This window comes from Micromonospora sp. NPDC000668, assembly GCF_042897975.1.
Lineage (GTDB): Bacteria > Actinomycetota > Actinomycetes > Mycobacteriales > Micromonosporaceae > Micromonospora.
Genome location: NZ_JBIAYP010000002.1, coordinates 1115323 through 1136784, shown reverse-complemented (window position 1 = coordinate 1136784; position 21462 = coordinate 1115323). Strand labels below are relative to the sequence as shown.

Here is a 21462-nt window from a genome sequence, read left to right as displayed (position 1 = left end):
AGATGGACTTCCGGCTCACCGACGAACAAACGGCGCTGCGGGAAAGCGTGCGGTACTTCGCCCGCGAGGTGGTCGCACCGGTCATCGCCGAGCACTACGAGCAGCACACCTTCCCGTACGAGGTGATCCGGCAGATGGGCAAGATGGGCCTGTTCGGCCTGCCCTTCGGCGAGGAGCACGGCGGCATGGGCGGCGACTACTTCGCGCTCTGCCTCGCCCTGGAGGAGTTGGCCCGGGTCGACTCCAGCGTGGCGATCACGCTGGAGGCGGCGGTCTCGCTCGGCGTGATGCCGATCTACCGGTTCGGCACCGACGAGCAGCGCGCGACCTGGCTGCCGAAGCTGCTCAGCGGCGAGGCGCTGGCCGGTTTCGGGCTCACCGAGCCGGGCACCGGGTCGGACGCCGCCGGCACCCAGACGCGGGCGGTGCTGGACGGTGACCACTGGGTGATCAACGGCTCTAAGGCGTTCATCACCAACTCGGGCACCGACATCACGGCCCTGGTCACCGTCACGGCGGTGACCGGTACGAACCCGGACGGCTCGAAGGAGCTGTCGACCATCATCGTGCCGACCGGTACGCCGGGGTTCATCGTGGCACCGGGTTACTCCAAGGTGGGCTGGACCGCCTCGGACACCCACGAGCTGACCTTCGACGACTGCCGGGTGCCGGCCGCCAACCTGCTCGGCGAGCGGGGCCGGGGCTTCGCCCAGTTCCTGCAGATTCTCGACGAGGGCCGGATCGCCATCGCCGCGCTGGCCGTCGGCCTCGCCCAGGGCTGCGTCGACGAGTCGATCAAGTACGCCAAGGAGCGGCACGCCTTCGGCCGGCCGATCGGTGCCAACCAGGCGATTCAGTTCAAGATCGCCGACATGGAGCTGAAGGCGCACACCGCCCGGCTGGCCTACTACGACGCCGCCGCCCGGATGCTGGCCGGCGAGCCGTTCAAGCGGCAGGCCGCCATCGCCAAGCTGCACGCCAGCACGATCGCGGTGGACAACGCCCGGGAGGCGACCCAGATTCACGGCGGCTACGGCTTCATGAACGAGTACCCGGTGGCCCGGTTCTGGCGGGACTCCAAGATCCTGGAGATCGGCGAGGGCACCAGCGAGGTGCAGCGCATGATCATCGCGCGCGATCTGGGTCTCTGACCGGTCCCCCGAGCCGGCCGGCGCCCGATCGGCCGGTCGCTTCGGGTAGGGGTGCCCGGTCGGCTGTCGGATATCGGCGAGTGGGCGTCGGCAGCCCGACGTTCGACTGCCGATGGTGGGAGTCGATCCGTACTCTTCGTGCCCATGACTCCCGATCATGATCGGTCGCGGAGCCCGGCGGGCCGTACCGGGCTGCCGGACCTGCTCCGTGGGCACCGGCGTACCGCCGGCCTGACCCAGGCCGAGCTGGCGTCCCGGGCCGGCGTGGGCGTGCGGACGGTGCGTGACCTGGAGCGTGGTCGGTCGGTCCGGCCGCAGCGCACCACGGTTGAGCTGCTCGCCGCAGCGTTGGACCTGACCGGCGCCACCCGGGCGACGTTCCTGACTGCCGCCCGCAGCACCGCCAGCGGTGAGCCACCTCAGCCGGATGTCACCCCGGCGGCGCTCGCGATCACCGGCAGCACCGCGTCGACAGCCGAGCCCGCCGGATCCGGCCCGCAGGTCGCCCTTCCACCGCCGGTCGCGCTGATCGGCCGCGACCGCGATGTCACGGAGTTGGCCGGGATGCTGACCGCGGAGCGTGGTCCCCGGCTGGTGAGCCTGGTCGGGCTGGCCGGGGTCGGCAAGACCGCGCTCGCGCTATCCGTGGCGCATGCGGCAGCCGGTGCCCACTCAGGCGGCGTGGCCGGGGTGCTGGTCGGCGAGGGCTCGGACGGACCGGATGTGCTCGCCGCCTCGATGGCCGTGCTCGGCGCGGCCCGGCTGCCGGAACTCGTCGCCCGGCTCGCCGGCCGGCCGGCGCTGTTGGTGATGGACGCGGTGGAGCGCGCACCGGGCCCGGTGGCCGAGACGCTGCACCGGCTGACCGGCGTGCTGCCCTCGCTGCGGGTGCTGGTCGCCGGGCGGCATCCGGTCGGGCTGCCCGGCGAGCGGGTCTGGCCGGTCGCGCCACTCGACGTGCCGCCGGCGGGCGCCGAGCGGCGTGGGCCGGCCACGCTCGGGTCGTGGCCGGCGGTCGCGCTGTTCACCGCCCGTCTGGCCCAGGTCCGTCGGGAGCCTCCCACCGCGGACGAACTGCCTGCTCTGGCCGCACTGGTCCGCCGGCTGGGCGGGCTGCCGCTGGCCATCGAGCTGATGGCCGCCCGGGGCAGGATCCTCGACCTCACCGAGCTGCTCGACCGGTACGGCGACCGGGTGCTCGACCTGGCGACCCCCGCCGACCCGGCGGTCCACCCCGGCTGGGACGGGCCCGACGCGACCGTCCGCCGCTCGGTCGGCGCGGACGACACCGGGGCAGTCGTGGCGGTGACCCTGCGGGACGCGGTGGAGACCAGCTACCGGCTGCTCGCGTCGGACGAGCGGGCCGCGCTGCGCAGGCTCGCCGTGTTCGGTAACCGCTGGTCGGTGGAGTTGGCCGAGGAGATGCTCGTCGACGAGGCCGCCCGGGACGGCGCGGCGGCGATCGATCCCGTTTCGCTGTTGGACCGGCTCGTCGAACTCGGCCTGCTGAGCGTGCGCGGCACCGGGCCGTACCGGTTTCGGCTGCTTGACGCGGTACGCGACTTCGCCGCCGAGCAGGCGGCCGGCGGCGGCGAGCTGCCCTCCATCCGGCGTCGGCACGCGGTGGTGGTCGCCCGACTGGTGGCGCGGACCGCCACCGATCTGGTCGGTCCGCGGCTGCCCGAGGCGTTGCACCGGCTGGACGAGGTGACCAGCGACATCAGTTCGGCGCTGGCCCACGCCGCAACCGACGATCCGGTGACCGCGCTCCGTCTGGCGGCCTCCCTGACCCGCTGGTGGCGGTTCCGTGGCCGGGATGTCGCCGGCCGGCAGTGGCTGCGCCGGTTGTTGGCCGATCCACGGACCGTCGACGCCGATCCCGTTCTGCGGGGCTGGGCCGCCCTCGGGGTGGCCCGGCTCGCCGCCGAGCACGGCGCGGGCGCCGACGAGCTGCCGACGGCGCGGGCCGCGTTGGACGCGTTCCGGCAGGCAGGCGACGTCAGCGGGGAGTTGGAGTCGCGGATCGTGCTGGGCGCGCTGCTGATCGGCGTTGGCCGGCGCGACGAGGCCCGCGAGCAGGCCGAGACGGTGCTCCGGCTGGCCGGCCGCAACGGCCGGATCCGGGACATGGCGGTGGCCCAGAACAGCCTCGCCTGGCACGAGATCCGGGTCGCCGACCTGGCCGCGGCGCACCGCCGGCTGGCCGCGGTGGACCGGCTCGCCGCCGAGTGCGGGGAACAGCGGCTGCGGGCGCTCTCCTGGGCCAACCGTGCCGAGGTCGTCCGCCTCGAGGGTCGGTACGCCGACGCGGTGGACCAGGGCCGACGGGCGGTGGCGGCGTTGTCCGAGCTGGGTGATCCGCGGCACCGCCGACGGGTGCTCGGCACGATCGGGTTGGCGCTCGCCCAGGACGGTCGCGGCGACGAGGCGGCCGAGGTGCTCACCGAGTTGCGCGCCGACGCCGCCGAGCTGGGAGTAGGCGTACGGTCGCGGCCGCCAGCGGAGCGGGCCGGACCGCCGCGACCGCGTCTGCACGGTGGGGTGCCGGCTGGGGGCCCGAAGGCGGCGATCTGTGCGTTGATCGAGGGAAACCTGGCGCTGCACCGGGGTGACCGGGAGCTGGCGGCCGAGTGGTTCGCCGCCGCCGCCGAGGTTGGTCAGGACCGGCGGGACGGGGTGGAGGCGCTGGTCGGGCTGGCCGCGAGCACTGCCGACGCGGCGATCCTCGACCAGCTCGACCGTGTCTGCCAGGAAAGTGGCATCCGCCTGCTGCCGCAGGAGTCGGAACTGCTCTACGCGCTGACCGCCACCCGGGGCGGGCCCGCCGAGCGGTAGTCGCGGCCTGTTGCCGGGTGGAGAGTGGCGCGGGCGAAAAGCCCCCTTTGTTGCTACCCCTCGCTGTTCGCCCGCGCCGTCACCCCCCGGTGAATCCCCGGTGGACGAAAGCCTGCCACCGCGATCGAGGCGGAAAGCCTGTTTCGGGCGGCATGTCGGGGTGGCAAGGTCAGTTCTGCCGGTCTTTCTGCCGGTAGCGCCGACACCGCTCCCGGTCGGTCGCCGACCGCCAAACGGGCGGCCGGCGACGGTCAGTGGGCAGCGCCGTCGACGGCGGCGATCTCCTGCTCGGTGCTGCCAGCGGTGGCTCCCGGATGCACGGCGTCACGGACCCGGCGCAGGCCGTCGAGCAGGGCCGCCAGAGCCTCGGGGTCGAGTTGCCCGGTGAACCACTGCTCGATGATCCGTAGGTGCCCGGGCAGCGTCTCATCCAGCCGCCGCATGCCAGCGGCGGTAACCACGGCGAACGAGCTGCGGCGGTCGGACGGGCAGGCCCGGCGAGTGAGCAGTCCATCGCGTTCCATCCGGTCCACCACGCGGGTCACCCCGCTGGTGGACAGGGAGGTCTGCGCGGCGAGGTCCGACATCCGCAGTTGGTTGCCCGGCGAGCGGGCCAGTCGGGTGAGCACCTCGAACTCGACCACGGAGAGGCCCTGCTCGTCGAGTTGGGCAGCGAACCGGGCCGACAGACCGGCATGCACCTCGTAGAGCAGGCCGACGGCGGTGATCCGGGGGTCGTCGAAGACGTTGGTCACTCGTTCATCGTACCAGTACTTGACAGGGGGAATGTTGTTGCGGTTATATTTGCTCAAGCAGTCGTTGGGCTACTAAACATTCTCTGGAGGACATCAGCATGACCAGCAGCATCGATGCGGTTACCCGCGACTGGGACGGCCTCACCATCCCGACCCCCGGCACCTACGCGCTGGACGTCGCGCACAAGCGGGTGGGCTTCGTCGCTCGGCACATGATGGTCAGCAAGGTCCGTGGCGAGTTCAACGAGGCGACCGCCACCATCACCGTCGCCGAGGACCCGCTGCAGTCCTCGGTCGCTGCCACCATTCAGGGTGCCAGCATCGACACCACCCAGGCCGACCGGGACGCGCACCTGCGCAGCCCCGAGTTCCTGGATGTCGAGAACTTCCCGACCCTGGAGTACCGCAGCACCGGGGTCAAGTCCCGTCGTGGCAACGAGTTCGTGCTCTCCGGTGAGCTGACCATCAAGGGCGTCACCCGCCCGGTCGAGCTTGAGGTCGAGTTCGAGGGCGTCGGCCGCAGCCCGTTCGGCCAGGACATCTTCGGCTTCTCCGCGAGCACCGAGATCGACCGCGAGGAGTTCGGCCTGACCTGGAACGTCGCGCTGGAGACCGGCGGCGTACTGGTCAGCAAGAAGATCAAGATCGAGATTGAGGGCGAGGCCATCCGCCAGGCCTGATCCTTCGGATCGCCGGTACGCCGGGCCCGCGCCGTACGTCGGCGCGGGCCCGGCGTCGTCTCCGCCGACCTCGTGGGAATTGTCACGAGTTGTTCGCACGGCTACCGGGTCCGGCCAGGCGCCGACGGGGTACAGATGGCGCCACGAGCGCGTCTGGCTCCGGTTGGTGACGGATCACCCGGTGCCGGCCTCTGGCCCCGGCCAGGCAAGCGCTCTTAACGTGGATGGTTCACACTGCGCTTTCCGGGACGGCAGGATCCCGACCGCGCCGGCGTCGGGAGGACACATGGGCAGGGACGTCTCGCAGGGCGCCTTCTCCCGGGAGGACCGCGTCCGCTACCGGCAGAAGGTCCGGCGCTGCCTGGACGTCTTCGCGCTGATGCTGGACGACTTCGGCTTCGACGCCGACCGGCCGATGACCGGGCTGGAGATCGAACTCAACCTGGTCGACTCGGCGGCCGAACCGGCGATGCGCAACGAGGAGATCCTCGCCGACATCGCCGACCCGCTCTTCCAGACCGAGCTGGGGCAGTTCAACCTGGAACTCAACGCCGAGCCCCGGCTGATCGAGGGCACCGGCTTCGCCGACTACGAACACGACCTGCGCGGCAGCCTCTCCCGGGCCGACGAGCGGGCGGCCAAGTCCGACGCGAAGATCGTCCTGGTCGGCATCCTGCCCACCCTCACCGAGGGGCACCTGGTCGAGGACAACCTCTCCACCAATGAGCGCTACCGGGTGCTCAACGACCAGATCGTCGGTGCCCGGGGCGAGGACATCGAGCTCGACATCCGCGGCGTCGAGCAGTTGCGGACGCACACCGACTCCATCGCACCCGAGGCCGCCTGTACCAGTCTCCAGTTCCACCTCCAGGTGGCGCCGGACAGCTTCGCCGACTACTGGAACGCGTCGCAGGCCATCGCCGGGGTGCAGGTGGCGATCGGGGCGAACTCTCCCTTCCTGTACGGCCGGCAGCTCTGGGCCGAGACCCGGATCGCCCTCTTCGAGCAGGCCACCGACACCCGTCCGGACGAGCTCAAGGCACAGGGCGTACGCCCCCGGGTGTGGTTCGGAGAGCGGTGGATCACCTCGATCTTCGACCTGTTCGAGGAGAACGTCCGGTACTTCCCGCCGCTGCTGCCGATCTGCGAGGACGAGGACCCGGTGGAGGTGCTGCACGCCGGCGGTGTGCCCCAGCTCGGCGAGCTGCGGCTGCACAACGGCACGGTCTACCGCTGGAACCGCCCGGTCTACGACATCATGAACGGCCGCCCGCACCTGCGCGTGGAGAACCGGGTGCTGCCGGCCGGCCCCACGGTGGTGGACATGCTGGCCAACGCGGCCTTCTACTTCGGGCTCGCCCGCGGCCTGGCCGAGGCGGAACGGCCGATCTGGAGCCAGCTCACCTTCAGCTCCGCCGAGGAGAACTTCCACGCCGCCGCCCGCCGCGGCCTGGACGCCGTGCTGCACTGGCCCCGGGTCGGCGATGTGCCGGTCACCAAGCTGGTGCTGGAGCAGTTGCTGCCCACCGCCGCAGCCGGCCTGGACGGGTTCGGTGTCGCCCCGGCGCAGCGGGACCGGCTGCTCGGCATCATCGAGCAGCGCTGCCGGACCGGCCGCAACGGTGCCGTCTGGCAGACCGAGGCGGTCTGGGCGGCGGAGCGGCACCGGGGCATGGACCGGCCCGCCGCGCTGCATCACATGGTCCAGCGCTACGCGGACCTCCAGCGCGGCAACGAGCCGGTGCACACCTGGCCGGTCGACTGACTCCACGCGCCCAGCTCGCCCACCGCGTTGGCGGCTCGCCGCCGTCGCCGGGACTCAGTCGGTGGCGGGTCGCCCGGCCCGTCGCGGCGACCTGCTCCGTCGGCCGCCCGTCGCCGCACCCTCCGCCGAGTCACCGTCCGCGGAATCGGTCGGTTCGGCGAGGTCCGGGTCCGTGCGCGGTGCCGGCACCCGGGGTACGCCGGCGGTGCCCCGCTTCCGCGGAGTGGCCTCGGTCACCGGGGGTACGGCGCCGGCAGGGACCTTTCCGCGCCCGGTGGTGACCTCTGCCGAAGGGCTGACCGCCGCCGGCTCGGACTCGGCGGCCCGGGGCGAGCCGGGCTCGACGACGGTGTGCGGGCCGGCTGCGCCGGCCGCGTTCCGGTTCCGGTCGGCCCGCTCGGCGAAGACGGCGATCAGCACCGAGCCGCCGATGCCGGCGATCACCGCGTACGGGGCGATCAGTTGGGTGGACAGCTGTGCCGGACCCAGTGCCGACCAGCGCGGCACGGTGGTCAGGTAGGCGAGCGCGACGAGCAGTGGACCGGCCGCGCCGGAGGCCGCCGCGCCGACCCGGTGCCCGGGCGACCTCGCGGCCCGTCGGGCGGCCAGCGCGCCGATCACCAGTGCGGGAACGAGCGCCAGCAGCGCACCCGGCCAGTAGAGCTGGTCCCCGATCCAGTATCGAGGGTGATCCGGGTCGAGCTGCCAGGTGCCGAGCTGGGCGCCGGTCAGCCCGCGTCCGACGCGTACCCCGTCGATCACCGAGACCACCGCGAGCAGCCAGAGCCAGGCGGCCGTCGCGGTCACGTTCAGCGCGGCGGTACGGGAGCGCAGCGCCCAGACCGCGACGAGCACGCCGATCAGGATGCCCAGTCCCGCGTGTACGGCGGCCACCCGTTGCGGGGCCCCGGTGTCGGCGCCCATCGCGACCCGCGCGGGTACGGAGACCAGCAGCACGGTGACCAGCCCGCCGATCCCGGCACCGAGCGCCAGGGCGATCCGTCGCAGCAGGCCCCCGTCCTCGTTGGGCAGGGCCTCGGACGCCCGCGCCGACCGGTCGCCCGTCTCGGCCGCTCGGTCCGTCGTCGTGGGGCCGCTGTCGTCGACCACAGCCGGAAGTCCGGTCGCGAGCGTCGCCCGGTCCGGCCGGGCCGCCTGGTCCGACCCGTCCGCCGGTCCCGGCTCGGGCACGGCGGGAGGCGTCGGCTCCGTGTCGGTCACCCTCGGATCGGCCACCGGCGGCACGGCCCGCTGGTGCAGCCGCTGCGCACAGACCGCACCCAGCACGGTCGAGCTGGCGGCGAGCCAGGTGGCCCAGGCGAGGCCGTCCGGCCATGCCGTCTCTGTGGCTCCGGCATCGGTTGGCGTCCAGGTGATGACGCCGAGCCCGTAGCCGAAGCCCAGTTGCGCGGCGCCAGCGCCGGCAGCGACCCCGATCGCCGTCGCGATCGATACTCCCCAGCCCCGTCTGGCCATGCCGGGCAGCGTAGCGTCCCGTCGTCGGCGCGGCGAGTCGCGACGACCCGCCGGGGTTGGCCGGCGGCGCAGCGTGTTGGGCGGCGACGGGTACGGTCGCCGGTGATGAGGCGGTGGGCGGTATGACGGACGCGAACACGGGTCGGCAGGATTCCGCTGGCGACCGGGACGACGGCGGTCCTGGACGGACCAGCGTGCTGCTGGGTGGCGGGCTGGTCGCCGTGCTCCTCGCCGCCGTCGGTGCGACCGGCGGCTGGCTGCTGGCCGGCGGGGACGACGGATCTCCTTCGGATCCGCTGGCGGTGGCGACCGCGACCGGTGCGCCGACCGACCAGGCCACCGCACCCCGGCCCAGCACCGGCCGGACCACGCCCTCCACCCCCCGGACCTCCGGCACTGCGACGAAGGGGACCGGGCTGACCGTGCCACCGGTCGTGGGCACCGACTTCGTGCAGGCCCGGGACATGTTGCGCAAGCAGCGGCTGGGCTGGCGGTTGGTCTTCGGCACGGGCACCGGTCGTACGGTCGAGAGCAGCTCGCCCGCCGTGGGTACCGAGGTTGCCCGGGGCGCCACGGTGCAACTCCGCGTGGCCGGTCCCGCGCCGGCCGCCGAGGTGCCCGATGTGGTCGGCGACAACTGCTCCGATGCCGCCGACGACCTGGTCGACGAGGGGCTCTACCCGAGCTACCGCAGCGGACGCAGCGGAAAGGTCAGCCGGCAGGAACCGGCCGAGGACGGCCCGGCCCGCTGGAACGACGAGGTCAGCATCTGGTGCGGGGCAGCAGCGCCACCCACCCAGGCGAGCCCGGAACCCACCCCCTGATCCCTGGCCCAGCGATCGACCATCACCACCGACCGCCTCGTGGGTGCCAGAGATCGGGGCGTCCGACCGCCGACACCGGTTCGGGCCGGGCGGTTCGGGCCGCTGATACCCGCCGATGACGGTGCGGGCGGTTAGGTTGACGGTCGAGGGCCATGGCGCCGGCCCGGTTCGGGAAAGGACGGTGCGATGAGCGACGACCGCCAGGGGCCGCCCACCGGGGAACACGACGACGACCGGACCCGACCCCTGCCGCCCGCCGCCGACCGGCCGGAGCCGCCACAACCAGCCGAGCCCGCCACCCCACCCCGCGCCGCGGCGCCGGACGAGACCGCGCCGATCGACCGCACCGCGCAGCCGGACGAGACCGCGCCGATCGACCGCACCGCGCCGGCCGGCCCCGCCGCCGACCAGACCATGCCGATCGACCGCTCCGCGCTGCCGCAGCCGGGCACGCCGGCCGACCGCACCACACGGATGCCCCCGGAGCGGTCGACCCCGCCACCGTGGTCCGGGCGGGCGGAGGTGCGGGCGCCGCGACCGGCCGAGCCCGCCGGCGAGTGGTACGCCGAGGAGCAGGGTGGCCGCCGCTGGTGGCTGCCGATCCTCTGGGGCGTGCTCGCGCTGTTGTTGGCGGGCCTGCTCGGAGCCGCCCTCTGGGTGGTGCTCGCCGCGCAGGACGACGACCCGGACGACCCGCGGACCACGCCGTCACTTCCGCCGGCCAGTGCCACCACTGCCGCCCCGACCAGCGCGGCCCCCACCTCTGCGGCGCCGACCAGCGAGTCGCCGAGCAGCCCGGCGACCACCGCGCCGGCCGAGGTACCGATGCCCCCGCTCACCGGGCTGCCGCAGGCAACCGCCGAACGACTGCTGGACCGGCTCGGTCTGACCTACCGGGTGGTGTACCGCGCGTCCGAGTTGCCGCCGGGGACGGTGGTGGGCACCGAGCCGGAGGCCGGCACGACGGTGCCGACCGACGAGGAGGTGCTGCTGGTCGTCTCCCAGGCCCGGCCCTCGACCGGGGCCAGCCCGACCGCGCCGAGCCCGACGGTGACGAACACGCCGTGACGGGTGCTCACCACATTCGGCGGCGCGTGCCGACCATGCCGAGGCCGGCCAGGGAGATCGTGAGGCCGAAGATCCCGGACCAGAACAGTGAGCGGCGGACGTCCGCGGCGGTGTCCTGGGCGGGAGCCGCCTCGGTGATCGCCTGCCGGCCGTCGGACTGATCGCCGGCACCGGCGCCAGCCGCAAGGCCGGTCGGCTCGGGGCCGTCTTCGAGGGCGTCGGCACCGATCCAACCGGGTTCGTCCACGGGCGGATCGGCGTCGACCACGGTGATCTCCGGTGCCGGCACCGGAGTGGTCAGCCGGGTCGACGACAACGCTGGGTCGCGGACCAGGACCACGAGTGCGGTCACCGCCCCGAGCAGGGCGAGCAGTCCAACGGCGTAGGCGATACGGGAGCGGTGATGCCGCCGCAGGGCGGGCTGATTGACCATGACCATCCCAGGCTCAGGGCCCTGGACGCGCGGGTAAAACGGTGCCGGGGTGGGCGTACCAATTCTATGGCGACGGCACGCCCACCGGCGGCGGATCGCGGTGGTCAGCCCACCCGGACCGGAGTACGGACGACGGGTCGCCGGGTCCGTACGGTGTGCGGACGGGGCTCCGGTGCGGACTGCACCTGTTGCAGCCCTTCCCGCTGGACGAAGATCGACCGTCGGGTGACCGCGTCGCCCGCGCTGTTCAATTCGTAGCCGTCGAGCCAGAGCCAACCGTCGTACGTCGGCCAGTCGAGCACCCGGATCACCCGGTACTTGATGGGCCTGAGGAACTGGACACTCGCCGCGCGAGTCACGTGCAGTACGTCACCGGAGCGGGGAAGCACATGGGCTCCTGGGGAGGTCGGCCGGCGGTGTGCCGGCGGTGACTGATCGGGGGAACGTCACGGCCCGGTGACGGGGTCTCGCCTCGTGGACCGGTGTTGCTTATGGTGGTGGTCGGGCCGTACTCCGCTGGTGGCGTGCCGCCACCCGACCATCACCCGGCTGCTTCCGGGAACCGCGCCCGCCGCCGCAGCTTGCCGGCGTGCAGCGGCGGGGTCATCACCCGGAGCAGGTCTCGGTGTCGCTGGCCGGGCCCACGTCGCGTCGGCTCTCCCCGGATCGGTGGGATCACCACACCGGGGGACCGGACGGAGACGCTGAGTGATCCGTGCCATACGGACAGAGTGCATCAGGGACGTGCTACATGCAAGTTGCACGTCGACTTTTGCCGATACGTGAGTTGCTCATGTAAAGCGGCGCTTGAAGCCATCCGCGTCTGGACGGCACACTGAGGGCCGGTTTCGCCCGTCGCGGCCGGCCGATGACCGGCACCACCCCCTTGCCGCGAACGCTCGCCGGTCGACGGTCGCGCCCCCGGCGGGTGGCAGCCAGTGGCGCGTCGACCGGAGGTAGCCCGAGTGGGGTCGAGCAGCCAGCGGCGAGGATCAGTGACGCAGTGGTTGCGCCATGAGTGAGCGGCGCAGTCCGACCATCCGGCGGCGGCGGCTCGGTGCCGAGCTGCGCCGTCAGCGGGAATCTGCCGGGATCACCATCGAGGTGGTCGCCGAGCAGTTGGAGTGTTCGGCGTCGAAGGTCTCGCGGATCGAGACCGGGCACACCACGGCCACCCCGCGCGATGTGCGCGACATGCTGCGGATCTACGGCGTGGTGGGTGCCGAGAGCGACGAGCTCGTGCAGATCGCCCGGGAGGCCCGGCAGAAGGGCTGGTGGCACCCGTACAGCACGGTGCTGGTCGGGGCGTACGTCGGGCTGGAGGCCGCGGCGAGTTCGATCCGGGCATACGAACAGCAGGTGGTGCCCGGCCTTTTGGAGACCGAGGAGTACGCCGGGGCGATGATCCGCGCCGCCCGGCCGGACTTCACGGCCGATCAGGTACATCAACGGGTGCGTGTCCGTCTGGGCCGTCAGTCGTTGTTGACGCAGGACGATCCGGTCGATCTGTGGGTGGTGCTCGATGAGGCGGTGGTAAGCAGGCCGGTGGGCGGGGACGAGGTGATGCGCGGCCAGCTCAAACGGCTGGTCGAGGTTGCCGAACTGCCGAACGTGACGTTGCAGATCCTGCCCTTCGAGGTGGGAGCGCACGCCGGCATGGACGGGACCTTCACGATCCTCAGCTTCCCCGAGCCCGGTGATCCGGATGTCGTGTACGCGGAGAACGCCACGGGTGGGCTCTTCCTGGAGAAGAGCGACGAACTACAGAAGTACAGCTTCATCTTCGATCACATCCGAGCTGCGGCCATTCGTCCGGAGGAGTCCGTCGCACACATCGCAAAACTGGCAGAGGAGCCGTTGTGGAAATGGCGACCAAGGGGTTCCCCGTGGACCTGACGCAGGCAACGTGGTTCAAGAGCTCGAAGAGCGGGCCGAACTGTGACAACTGCGTGGAGGTGGCGTACGTGACCGGGGCGGTCGGAGTACGGGACTCGAAGGACAAGGCCGGCCCGGCCCTGATCTTCGCCCCGGGTGACTGGCACGCCTTCGTCGCCGGCACCAGGGGTGGTGCGTTCGGCTCGGCCTGACCGCGCGGTCAACGGGGTCCCTGTCCGGTCGAGACCGGACGGGGACCTTCCCGTGTCCGCGCGCCGGGCTCGGGTGGCCGCGCTGCCGGCAGGGTCGGCGAGGTTCCGTCGGGATTCCCGTCGCCACAGCGGGTCCGTCTCGTTGAACCGGTCGGTACGGCGCTGGTCGACGACCCGCCGCACCGCTCCGCAACCGAGCGAGGTAGGCGAGACGGATGACGACGATCGGGTCTGACAACCTCACCAACGGTCCGGGCAAGCCGGAGCGGTTCGGTGGCAAGTACCGCGGGGCGCGTCGGGACACCGTGCTGACCGAGGTGGTCTCGACCGACCAGGAGATGAGCGGGCGGGAGGCGTCGGCGACCGAGGCGGCAGACCCGCCGCTCTCCCTGCCGTCGCTGGACCCGAACCCGCTGGTCGAGCCGTCCTTCCCGCCGACCGGCTGGCCGATGGAGCCCACCGGATCGTTGGCTGACCACCCGTTGCTGCGTGGCCTGCTGATGGAGTTGCCGCCGAAGGGCAGCGTGCCGCCCCCGGGCTGGCTGGACCGCTGGTTCGAGGCGACCCGGGCAATCCTGGAGTTGCTATACGTGCAGGGGCCCGGCCGCTCGCGCTGACCGTTCTGCGTCCGGCCGGGCGCGTTCGGCGAGCCGGCTGTGCCGTAGCGCGTGCCGGACGCCAATGGCGATCACCACGAGCGCGCCCACGGTGATCGCCGGCCCGGTGACGCCCGGTGTGGCAAAGAGGCCGGTGCCGCTCGCCGCGACCAATGCGGGCACCGTCAACACACCGGTGACCTGCAACGGTAACCCGATCAGCGGGTGCGCAGCGGCGGCCCGAAGGCCGTACGGCGCGGGCGTCTCCGGCGCGGTGGCGAACGCTCCCGCGCCGGCCCAGAGCCGGCGCACCCGACGTACGGTGCAGACCGCCACCACGAGCGCGGGAACCCCGGCGATATCGAGGGCGGCGGCGGCCTGGTCGGCCGAAGTGTTTCCGGCACTGAACAACCCGGCCGCAAGCACGGTCACCGTGAGCGTCAGGCCCACGAGGGTCAGGATGAGCAGGTGTCCAGCGCGTCGGCGCAGCGAGCGGGCGCGGTCCAGCCGGGGCAGGCCGTCCGCGACCACGCCAGCGGCCAGCCACAGGATCGCGATCGGCAGCAGGGCGACGAGGGGGCTCTCCATGCTGGTCAGCCTTTCCGATCGCGGCCGTCCGCGAATCCGGGCGCAGCCCGCGTTCGTCCCGGATGCCGTCCCCGTAGGGGGCATCCTCTCCGCGTTATGAACGATGCGACATGTTTATCTTCATCACTGCGTTGGCCTACTCTCGGAAAGATCGGCCGTCATGGATCTGAGCGGAACCCGCGTCGGGCGGCTGCCGGTCGGAGGGAGGTAAGAGATGCGTCTTGCCCACAGGTCCGTACTCGTTGGGGTGGCCACGCTGACCGTGTTGGCCGCTGCCACACCCGCCCTAGCCGCCGAACCGACCGGAGCCATCCGGGCGGCGGGTGGGGACACGGCCGTCGCGGACAGCTACATCGTCGTCTTCAAGGACACCGCCGTCAGCCGGGGCACGGTCGGCGACAACGCGGAACGGCTGGTCGGCCGGCACGGCGGCACGGTGGCCCGCACCTACGGCGCGGCGCTGCGCGGCTTCGAGATCCGGGTCGGCGCGAAGGCCGCCGCACGGATCGCCGCCGACCCGGCGGTGGCGTACGTCGAGCAGAACCACACCGTCTCGATCGCCGGCACCCAGACCAACCCGCCATCCTGGGGCCTGGACCGGATCGACCAGCGGAACCTGCCCCTGAACAGCTCGTACACCTACCCGAACACGGCGTCGAACGTCCGCGCCTACGTCATCGACACGGGCGTGCTGTACGGGCACAACGACTTCGGCGGGCGGGCCGTCTCCGGCTTCGACGCGGTGGACGGCGGCTCCGCCGACGACTGCAACGGCCACGGCACGCACGTGGCGGGCACGGTCGGTGGCTCGGCGTACGGGGTGGCCAAGGGCGTCCAGATCGTCGGCGTCCGAGTGCTCAACTGCCAGGGCAGCGGCACCAACGCCCAGGTGGTGGCCGGTATCGACTGGGTGACCGCGAACGCGGTCAAGCCGGCGGTGGCGAACATGAGCCTCGGTGGTGGCGCGAACAGTTCGATCGACACGGCCGTCACCAACTCGGTCAACTCCGGTGTCACGTACGCGGTCGCCGCCGGCAACGGCAACGCCCTCGGCGTCCGGCAGAACGCCTGCAACTACTCCCCGGCGCGGGTCGCCTCCGCGATCACCGTGGGTGCGACGCAGAACAACGACGCCGCAGCGAGCTTCTCCAACTTCGGCACCTGCGTCGACATCCTGGCGCCGGGTGTCAACATCACCTCGGCCTGGTACACCAGCAGCAGCGCCACGAACACCATCAGCGGCACCTCAATGGCATCGCCGCACGTCGCCGGGGCCGCGGCGCTCGTGCTCTCGGCGAACCCGTCGTGGAGCCCGCAGCAGGTCCGGGACAACCTGGTCAACAACTCCACGCCGAACGTGGTGACCAACGTCGGCACCGGCACGCCGAACCAGCTGCTCTACGTGGTCAACGGCACCCCGCCGGCCAACGACTTCTCGGTATCGGTGTCGCCGACCTCCGGCTCCACCGCGCAGGGCGGCTCGGTGACCGCCACCGTCGGCACGGCCACCACCGCCGGCTCCGCCCAGTCGGTCAGCCTCTCCGCCAGCGGCCTGCCGGCCGGCGCGACCGCGTCGTTCAGCCCGTCGACGGTGACCTCGGGCGGCTCGTCCACCCTCACCATCGCCACCTCGGCGAGCACCCCCGCCGGCAGCTACCCGGTCACGATCACCGGCAGCGGCGCGGCGGGCACCCGCACGGCCACCTACACGTTGACCGTGACCGGTTCCGGTGGCGGCGGCTGCTCCGGCACCAACGGCACCGACGTGGCGATCCCGGATGCTGGTGCGGCGGTGACCAGCTCGATCACCATCGCCGGCTGCGGCCGGAACGCCTCGTCGGCCTCCACGGTGGCGGTGAACATCGTGCACACCTACCGCGGTGATCTGGTCATCGACCTGCTCGCTCCGGACGGCAGCGCGTACCGGCTCAAGAACAGCGGTTCGGACAGCGCAGACAACGTGATCGCCACGTACACGACCAACCTGTCCAGTGAGGCCGCCAACGGCACCTGGCGGCTTCAGGTGCGCGACGTGTACAGGATCGACACCGGCTACATCAACACCTGGACCCTGACCCTCTGACCTTGTTCCCACGGCCGAGGCCCCACCCGGAACACCGGGTGGGGCCTCGTGCCGTATGGATCGGGCTCAGACCGCGAAGGTGGCCGGCCGCTCGGTGGCCGGGGCCGGCGGACGGGCCTTCCACAGGCCGGTCTTCTGCGCGGCGAGCCGGGCCAGGTAGGCCGGGTTGAGGATCACGTAGCGGCGCCAGAGCCGCTTCGGCTCCAGACCGAGCCGCCAGAACCACTCCAGGCCGGCGCGCTGCATCCACGGCGGCGGCTGGCGCAGCAGACCGGCGTGGTAGTCGAAGGCCGCGCCGACCGCCATCAGCGGCATGTCGAGCAACGGCCGCATGGCGTACGCGAAGACCTCCTGGCGCGGGCAGCCGAGCCCGACCAGGACCAGCCGGGCGCCGCTGGACCGGATCCGATCGGCGATCTCGGCGTCCTCACCGGGCTGGACCGGGCGGAACTTGGACGGCTCCACCCCGGCGATCTTCAGCGCCGGGAACATCCGCTCCAACGCGGGGATCAGCCTGGCCAGCGTCTCCTCGGTCGAGCCGTACAGGTAGACCGGCAGGCCTTCGTCGGCGAAGCGGGAGAGCACGTGCAGGGTCAGCGTCGGCCCGTAGACCCGGTCGGTGAGCCCGGCGTGGTGCAGCAGGTTGAGCGCCCAGCGCACCGGCTGCCCGTCCGGGGTCACGACGTCGAAGGAGTTGAGCCGTGCGTTGTGCGCCCGGTCCAGCACACCGGTCATCACGCCGTGCACGGCCAGTGCGGTCAGCGCGAATGGACGCCGCTCCTGCGCCGCGCTGACCACCGCCTCGGTCGCCGTGGCGTAGTCGGTGGCGTCGACCAGGACGCCGAGCACGTTGCGCTTCGTCTGAGTCGTCATGCCTGGGGCACCCACTTGTCCACGTTGGCCTCGTAGATCTCCCGCAGGATCATCGGTACGTCGTAGGTGATCTTCCAGTCCGGGTACTGCTCCTCGAACCGGGCCATGCTGCTGACGTACCACTGGTGGTCGCCGGTGCGGGCCTGTTCGACGTAGTTGATCTGCGCCTCGCGGCCGGCGATCTCCTCGGCGATCCGGAACGCCTCGATGTGCGAGGTGTTGGAGTGCCGACCCCCGCCGAGGTTGTAGACCTCCGCCGAGCGTGGCGCCCGGAAGAACGCCTCGAACGCGGTCAGCACGTCACGCGAGTGGATCGCGTCGCGGACCATCTTGCCCTTGTAGCCGTACAGGTTGTATGTCCGGCCCTCCATGACGCAGCGCATCAGGTACGCCAGGAACCCGTGCAGCTCGGCCGCCGAGTGCGCCGGGCCGGTCAGCGTGCCGCCCCGGAAGCAGGCGGTCTTCATGTCGAAGTAGCGCCCGTACTCCTGGACCATCACGTCCGCCGCGACCTTGGAGGCGCCGAAGACCGAGTGCAGCGAGTTGTCGATCGACATGTCCTCGGTGATGCCCTGGTACCAGCGGTGATCCTCGGGCAGCTCGTACCGGGTCTCCAGCTCGATCAGCGGCAGGCTGTTGGGCCGGTCGCCGTAGACCTTGTTGGTCGAGCAGTGGATGAACGGCGCGTCGATCGCGTGCCGCCGGGTGTTCTCCAGGATGTTGAGCGTGCCGCCGGCGTTCACGTCGAAGTCCGTGTACGGCTCCTTGGCCGCCCAGTCGTGGCTCGGCTGCGCGGCGCTGTGGATCACCACGGCGATGTCCGAGCCGTACTTCTTGAACACCTGCTCCAGGCCGTCCCGGTCCCGGATGTCCACCGCGAAGTGGGTGTACGCGCTGCCCAGATCCCGGCTCAGTCGCTCCAGACTCCAGGAGGTGGAGCCGTCCTCGCCGAAGAAGTACCGGCGCATGTCGTTGTCGATGCCGACGACGTCCAGACCGAGGCCGGCGAAGTGCCGGACCGCCTCGGAGCCGATCAGACCACCCGACCCGGTCACCAACGCGACACTCACACGCCACTCCTGGTCCATCGGAGGCAGAATCCTTCGGAGCATAGCTTGACGCCCGGCACGCCCCGATATGACGGAAGGGCCCCGCATTCTGCGGAGCCCTCGTCGGTGGTGGGGATGGGGGGAGTTGAACCCCCACGCCCTTTCGGGCACACGGACCTGAACCGTGCGCGTCTGCCATTCCGCCACATCCCCGTGGCACGACCCGGAACACACTAGCTGCCCCGGACCCGCTGTCTCCAGCAGGCCCCGGAGATACTACGCTGTTCCAGGTGTTCGCCACGAGCGGTTACCGTTCGTGGCGGACGAAAGAGTAGCACGGTAGTTCCGGCCCATCCGAACGGGCCGGTAGCAGGCGGCCGAGCGGCGTGTGAGCTGCGCGCGCGCCGGCCGGATACCATCATGTCCTCGGGACCCGAGGAGGAGCCGGTGAGCGTGCTGCAACGCTTCGAGAAGCGTCTGGAAGGCCTGGTCGAAGGGGCTTTCGCCAAGGTCTTCAAAGGGGTGGTCCACCCCGTGGAGATCCTCAACGCCATGCAGCGGGAGGCCGAGGCGCACAAGGCGATCCTGGCCGGTGGGCGCACGTTGGTGCCCAACCGCTACGTGATCGATCTCTCGCCGTTCGACCACAGTCGGCTGGCGCCGTACGCCGCCGCGCTGGCCCAGGAGTTGGCCCAGTCGCAGGCGGAGTTCATCGGCGAGCAGGCCTGGACGGTCTACGGCGACGTGATCGTCGAGATCGAGCGGGGCGAGGGCCTGGACACGGGCATGTTCCGCGTCACCGCCGAGGTCTACACCGGCGGCGAAGTCGCCCCGGTGTCGGCGCCCGGCTACGACGCCGGCCCGCCCGCCTACCCCGCGTACGACCAGGGTGGTGGCTACGGCCCGCCGCCCGGGCACGGTGGCACCCGCAACGTCCGGCTGGTCTCGGGCGACGGGCGCACCTATCCCCTCCAGATGGGGTCGACGGTGATCGGTCGCGGCGACCAGGCCAACCTGCGCCTGCCCGACGTCGGCATCTCCCGGCGACACGCCCGGCTGGATTTCGATGGCGGACAGGTCGTGCTGACCGATCTGGGGTCGACCAACGGCACCATGGTCAACGGCCAGCGGGTCTCCGCCGTCGCCCTCAACCCCGGCGACATGGTCCAGCTCGGCACCACGACGCTGACCTTCCGCGTGGACGGCTGACCCGCCTTGCCGGAACTGGTCATCACCGTTGCCCGGTTCGGGTTCCTGATCCTGCTGTGGATCTTCGTGTTCACGGTGGTCGGGGTGATCCGCCGGGACCTCTTCGCGGGTGCCCGGTCCGGTCGTCTGGTGGCCGCGCCGCGCGCGGTGGGCGCCTCGACGGGGCAGGCGGCCAAGCCGGCGAAGGTGAAGCGGGGCCGGGCGGCTCACCAGCTGGTCGTGACCGCCGGTCAGCTGGCCGGCACTCGGATCACTCTCGGTGAAGCGCAGATCACCATCGGTCGTGCCGAGGATTCCACCCTGGTCATCACCGACGACTACGCCTCCGCGCGGCACGCCCGGCTCGTGCCGCGCGACGGGCAGTGGTTCGTCGAGGACCTCGGCTCGACTAACGGCACGTACCTCGATCGCGCTAAGGTCACCGGACCAACCCCCGTCCCCCTCGGCGTGCCGATCCGGATCGGCCGCACTTCCCTCGAATTACGGCCATGACTCTGACCCTGCGCTATGCGGCCCACAGCGACCGCGGTCTGATCCGAGACGGCAATCAAGACTCCGTCTACGCCGGGCCGCGGCTACTCGCCGTTGCCGACGGCATGGGCGGCATGGCCGCCGGTGACGTCGCCAGCAACATCGTCATCGGTGCCATGGCGCCGCTCGACGAGGACGTCCCAGGGGACGCTCTCGTCGACGCGTTGCGTTCGGCCGTGGGCACCGCCAACCAACAACTCCGCGACACGGTGGAGGCCAACCCGCAGTTGGAGGGGATGGGCACCACGCTGACGGCGACCCTCTTCTCCGGCAGCAAGCTGGGGATGGTCCACATCGGCGACTCGCGGGCCTATCTGCTGCGTAACGGCGAGTTCGCGCAGGTCACCAAGGACGACACGTACGTCCAGATGCTCGTCGACGAAGGCCGGATCAGCGCCGAGGAGGCGAGCAGCCACCCGCAGCGGTCGCTGCTGACCCGGGCACTGGACGGCCGGGACATCGACCCTGAGTACTCGGTGCGCCAGGTGCTGCCCGGCGACCGGTACCTGATCTGCAGCGACGGCCTCTCGGGCGTGGTCAGTGCCGACACCATCGGCGAGACCATGCGCGAGTACACCGACCCGCAGCAGTGCGTCGAGCGGCTGGTGCAGCTCGCGCTGCGCGGCGGCGGTCCGGACAACATCACGGTGATCATCGCCGACGCCACCGATCACGACATCGTCGAGGCGACCCCGATCGTTGGCGGCGCCGCCGCCCGCGACCGGGGCATGGCCACCTCCGCCGACGACTCGACCCCGGCCGCCCGGGCCTCGGCGCTCTCCGCGCCGCGCCCGTCCGTGCCCGAGGAGCCGGCGGCCACGGACGACGAGCCGGAGCGGCCGAAGCGCCGACCGGTGCGGACCACCGCCATGGCGCTGGCCCTGCTGGTGATCATCGGTGGCGGGGTCTTCGCGGGCTGGACGTACACCCAGCGGCAGTACTACGTGGGTGCCACCGAGGAGGGCCAGGTCGCCGTCTTCCGGGGCATCCAGGGTCAGATCGCCGGGATGGACCTCTCCAGCGTGCACCGCACCAGCGGCACGCGGCTGGACGACCTCACCGTGGCGGCGCAGGACACCGTCAAGGTGGGCATCCGGGCCAAGAGTGAGCCGGACGCCGAGCGCCAGCTCGCCGAGCTGACCAGCGACACGCCGAGCAACCCCAACCTCAAGCCGCTCTGCCCGGCCGACCCGACCGCGGTGGGCGGCACGCCGACGCCGACCCCGAGCCCGGTCGGGGCGACCCCGGCGCCGAACGGCAGCCCCAGCGCCGGCGCGTCGGCGACCCCCAGCGGGGTCGTCAGCGCGAGCCCGACAACCGGTGCCACCGCTGCTGTCGGTGTGACCGGTCCGACCACCACACCCGACGCCACGCCCTCCGACTCGGCCCCGCCGGCGCTCGACCCGGCCGGTTGCCGGTCTCCCGAGTGAGCGTCGGCTGAGATCCCGAGGAATCCCAC

General features: G+C 71.8%; 20 protein-coding genes and 1 tRNA gene. 13 read left to right on the top strand and 8 right to left on the bottom strand.

All coding sequences use genetic code 11. The annotated features are described in order from the left end of the window. The first annotated feature begins 2 nt into the window (after positions 1–2). A complete protein-coding gene (locus ACFY29_RS14845; protein WP_386986117.1) occupies positions 3–1151 on the top strand; it encodes an acyl-CoA dehydrogenase family protein in 1149 nt (382 codons plus the stop codon). A 144-nt stretch (positions 1152–1295) separates the two neighbouring features. Next, entirely contained in the window at positions 1296–3986 is a 2691-nt protein-coding gene (locus ACFY29_RS14840) for an ATP-binding protein (RefSeq protein WP_386986114.1), read from the top strand. Between the two features lie 251 nt (positions 3987–4237). Here ACFY29_RS14840 and ACFY29_RS14835 read toward each other — a convergent pair whose 3' ends face one another. Continuing rightward, positions 4238–4741, bottom strand: a complete 504-nt coding sequence (locus tag ACFY29_RS14835) for a MarR family transcriptional regulator (protein ID WP_328422112.1) — start codon at positions 4739–4741, stop codon at positions 4238–4240. Between the two features lie 98 nt (positions 4742–4839). Here ACFY29_RS14835 and ACFY29_RS14830 point away from each other — a divergent pair, with 98 nt between their 5' ends. Continuing rightward, complete coding sequence (locus tag ACFY29_RS14830) at positions 4840–5421, top strand: YceI family protein (protein ID WP_328422113.1); 582 nt, start codon at positions 4840–4842, stop codon at positions 5419–5421. A gap of 286 nt (positions 5422–5707) precedes the next feature. After that, positions 5708–7186 (top strand): glutamate--cysteine ligase, encoded by a 1479-nt coding sequence (locus ACFY29_RS14825; protein WP_386986110.1) that lies wholly within the window; start codon positions 5708–5710, stop codon positions 7184–7186. A gap of 54 nt (positions 7187–7240) precedes the next feature. Here ACFY29_RS14825 and ACFY29_RS14820 read toward each other — a convergent pair whose 3' ends face one another. Further along, a complete protein-coding gene (locus tag ACFY29_RS14820) occupies positions 7241–8662 on the bottom strand; it encodes a hypothetical protein (protein ID WP_386986108.1) in 1422 nt (473 codons plus the stop codon). Positions 8663–8784: 122 nt separating this feature from the next. Here ACFY29_RS14820 and ACFY29_RS14815 point away from each other — a divergent pair, with 122 nt between their 5' ends. Beyond that, a complete protein-coding gene (locus tag ACFY29_RS14815) occupies positions 8785–9486 on the top strand; it encodes a PASTA domain-containing protein (protein ID WP_386986105.1) in 702 nt (233 codons plus the stop codon). Positions 9487–9672: 186 nt separating this feature from the next. Next, the gene (locus ACFY29_RS14810) at positions 9673–10554 is read left to right on the top strand and encodes a PASTA domain-containing protein (RefSeq protein ID WP_386986103.1); all 882 of its coding nucleotides are present in this window, start codon (positions 9673–9675) and stop codon (positions 10552–10554) included. A 7-nt stretch (positions 10555–10561) separates the two neighbouring features. On the opposite strand, the gene ACFY29_RS14805 is transcribed toward ACFY29_RS14810, so the two are convergent. After that, positions 10562–10993: a hypothetical protein gene (locus ACFY29_RS14805; RefSeq protein WP_386986100.1), complete on the bottom strand. Its 432-nt coding sequence runs from the start codon at positions 10991–10993 to the stop codon at positions 10562–10564. A 98-nt stretch (positions 10994–11091) separates the two neighbouring features. Continuing rightward, the gene (locus ACFY29_RS14800; protein WP_355601061.1) at positions 11092–11376 is read right to left on the bottom strand and encodes a hypothetical protein; all 285 of its coding nucleotides are present in this window, start codon (positions 11374–11376) and stop codon (positions 11092–11094) included. Positions 11377–12001: 625 nt separating this feature from the next. On the opposite strand from ACFY29_RS14800, the gene ACFY29_RS14795 reads away from it, so the two are divergent. From ACFY29_RS14795 to ACFY29_RS14785, 3 genes are all read left to right on the top strand, one after another. Next, on the top strand, positions 12002–12883 hold the full coding sequence (locus ACFY29_RS14795) for a helix-turn-helix transcriptional regulator (RefSeq protein ID WP_030487606.1): 882 nt from the start codon (positions 12002–12004) through the stop codon (positions 12881–12883). Beyond that, positions 12853–13074 (top strand): DUF397 domain-containing protein, encoded by a 222-nt coding sequence (locus ACFY29_RS14790; RefSeq protein WP_355601059.1) that lies wholly within the window; start codon positions 12853–12855, stop codon positions 13072–13074. Before ACFY29_RS14795 ends, ACFY29_RS14790 begins: the two co-directional genes overlap by 31 nt. A 215-nt stretch (positions 13075–13289) precedes the next feature. Then, positions 13290–13691 (top strand): hypothetical protein, encoded by a 402-nt coding sequence (locus ACFY29_RS14785; RefSeq protein ID WP_328422133.1) that lies wholly within the window; start codon positions 13290–13292, stop codon positions 13689–13691. On the opposite strand, the gene ACFY29_RS14780 is transcribed toward ACFY29_RS14785, so the two are convergent. Then, a complete protein-coding gene (locus ACFY29_RS14780) occupies positions 13659–14258 on the bottom strand; it encodes a hypothetical protein (RefSeq protein ID WP_386986095.1) in 600 nt (199 codons plus the stop codon). The two genes, ACFY29_RS14785 and ACFY29_RS14780, sit on opposite strands and share 33 nt — an antisense overlap. Before the next feature lie 214 nt (positions 14259–14472). Between ACFY29_RS14780 and ACFY29_RS14775 the strand changes: the two genes are divergently transcribed. Then, positions 14473–16341: a S8 family serine peptidase gene (locus ACFY29_RS14775; protein WP_386986093.1), complete on the top strand. Its 1869-nt coding sequence runs from the start codon at positions 14473–14475 to the stop codon at positions 16339–16341. Between the two features lie 66 nt (positions 16342–16407). Here ACFY29_RS14775 and ACFY29_RS14770 read toward each other — a convergent pair whose 3' ends face one another. The 3 genes from ACFY29_RS14770 to ACFY29_RS14760 all read right to left on the bottom strand — a co-directional run bounded on the left by ACFY29_RS14770 (position 16408) and on the right by ACFY29_RS14760 (position 18476). Further along, complete coding sequence (locus ACFY29_RS14770) at positions 16408–17214, bottom strand: WecB/TagA/CpsF family glycosyltransferase (RefSeq protein WP_355601051.1); 807 nt, start codon at positions 17212–17214, stop codon at positions 16408–16410. After that, positions 17211–18326: an NAD-dependent epimerase/dehydratase family protein gene (locus tag ACFY29_RS14765; protein ID WP_355601049.1), complete on the bottom strand. Its 1116-nt coding sequence runs from the start codon at positions 18324–18326 to the stop codon at positions 17211–17213. The genes ACFY29_RS14770 and ACFY29_RS14765 overlap by 4 nt, the downstream gene beginning before the upstream one ends. Before the next feature lie 64 nt (positions 18327–18390). Beyond that, a tRNA-Leu gene (locus tag ACFY29_RS14760) sits at positions 18391–18476 on the bottom strand. Positions 18477–18683: 207 nt separating this feature from the next. Here ACFY29_RS14760 and ACFY29_RS14755 point away from each other — a divergent pair. From ACFY29_RS14755 to ACFY29_RS14745, 3 genes are read left to right on the top strand one after another with little or no spacing between them, the layout of a single operon-like run. Then, positions 18684–19472 (top strand): DUF3662 and FHA domain-containing protein, encoded by a 789-nt coding sequence (locus tag ACFY29_RS14755; protein ID WP_328422143.1) that lies wholly within the window; start codon positions 18684–18686, stop codon positions 19470–19472. A 6-nt stretch (positions 19473–19478) separates the two neighbouring features. Further along, positions 19479–19964, top strand: coding sequence for an FHA domain-containing protein (locus ACFY29_RS14750; RefSeq protein ID WP_074315675.1), 486 nt, complete (start codon positions 19479–19481; stop codon positions 19962–19964). After that, on the top strand, positions 19961–21433 hold the full coding sequence (locus ACFY29_RS14745; RefSeq protein ID WP_386986087.1) for a protein phosphatase 2C domain-containing protein: 1473 nt from the start codon (positions 19961–19963) through the stop codon (positions 21431–21433). Before ACFY29_RS14750 ends, ACFY29_RS14745 begins: the two co-directional genes overlap by 4 nt. Positions 21434–21462: the final 29 nt, after the last annotated feature.

Excerpts from the sequence above, each read along its gene's own strand:
- ACFY29_RS14770 (WP_355601051.1), bottom strand. The coding sequence starts at position 17,214 with ATGACGACTCAGACGAAGCGCAACGTGCTCGGCGTCCTGGTCGACGCC.
- ACFY29_RS14810 (WP_386986103.1), top strand. The coding sequence starts at position 9,673 with ATGAGCGACGACCGCCAGGGGCCGCCCACCGGGGAACACGACGACGAC.
- ACFY29_RS14805 (WP_386986100.1), bottom strand. The coding sequence starts at position 10,993 with ATGGTCATGGTCAATCAGCCCGCCCTGCGGCGGCATCACCGCTCCCGT.
- ACFY29_RS14830 (WP_328422113.1), top strand. The coding sequence starts at position 4,840 with ATGACCAGCAGCATCGATGCGGTTACCCGCGACTGGGACGGCCTCACC.
- ACFY29_RS14785 (WP_328422133.1), top strand. The coding sequence starts at position 13,290 with ATGACGACGATCGGGTCTGACAACCTCACCAACGGTCCGGGCAAGCCG.
- ACFY29_RS14825 (WP_386986110.1), top strand. The coding sequence starts at position 5,708 with ATGGGCAGGGACGTCTCGCAGGGCGCCTTCTCCCGGGAGGACCGCGTC.
- ACFY29_RS14775 (WP_386986093.1), top strand. The coding sequence starts at position 14,473 with ATGCGTCTTGCCCACAGGTCCGTACTCGTTGGGGTGGCCACGCTGACC.
- ACFY29_RS14755 (WP_328422143.1), top strand. The coding sequence starts at position 18,684 with ATGTCCTCGGGACCCGAGGAGGAGCCGGTGAGCGTGCTGCAACGCTTC.
- ACFY29_RS14820 (WP_386986108.1), bottom strand. The coding sequence starts at position 8,662 with ATGGCCAGACGGGGCTGGGGAGTATCGATCGCGACGGCGATCGGGGTC.
- ACFY29_RS14765 (WP_355601049.1), bottom strand. The coding sequence starts at position 18,326 with ATGCTCCGAAGGATTCTGCCTCCGATGGACCAGGAGTGGCGTGTGAGT.
- ACFY29_RS14815 (WP_386986105.1), top strand. The coding sequence starts at position 8,785 with ATGACGGACGCGAACACGGGTCGGCAGGATTCCGCTGGCGACCGGGAC.
- ACFY29_RS14845 (WP_386986117.1), top strand. The coding sequence starts at position 3 with ATGGACTTCCGGCTCACCGACGAACAAACGGCGCTGCGGGAAAGCGTG.
- ACFY29_RS14780 (WP_386986095.1), bottom strand. The coding sequence starts at position 14,258 with ATGGAGAGCCCCCTCGTCGCCCTGCTGCCGATCGCGATCCTGTGGCTG.
- ACFY29_RS14745 (WP_386986087.1), top strand. The coding sequence starts at position 19,961 with ATGACTCTGACCCTGCGCTATGCGGCCCACAGCGACCGCGGTCTGATC.
- ACFY29_RS14795 (WP_030487606.1), top strand. The coding sequence starts at position 12,002 with ATGAGTGAGCGGCGCAGTCCGACCATCCGGCGGCGGCGGCTCGGTGCC.
- ACFY29_RS14840 (WP_386986114.1), top strand. The coding sequence starts at position 1,296 with ATGACTCCCGATCATGATCGGTCGCGGAGCCCGGCGGGCCGTACCGGG.
- ACFY29_RS14790 (WP_355601059.1), top strand. The coding sequence starts at position 12,853 with ATGGCGACCAAGGGGTTCCCCGTGGACCTGACGCAGGCAACGTGGTTC.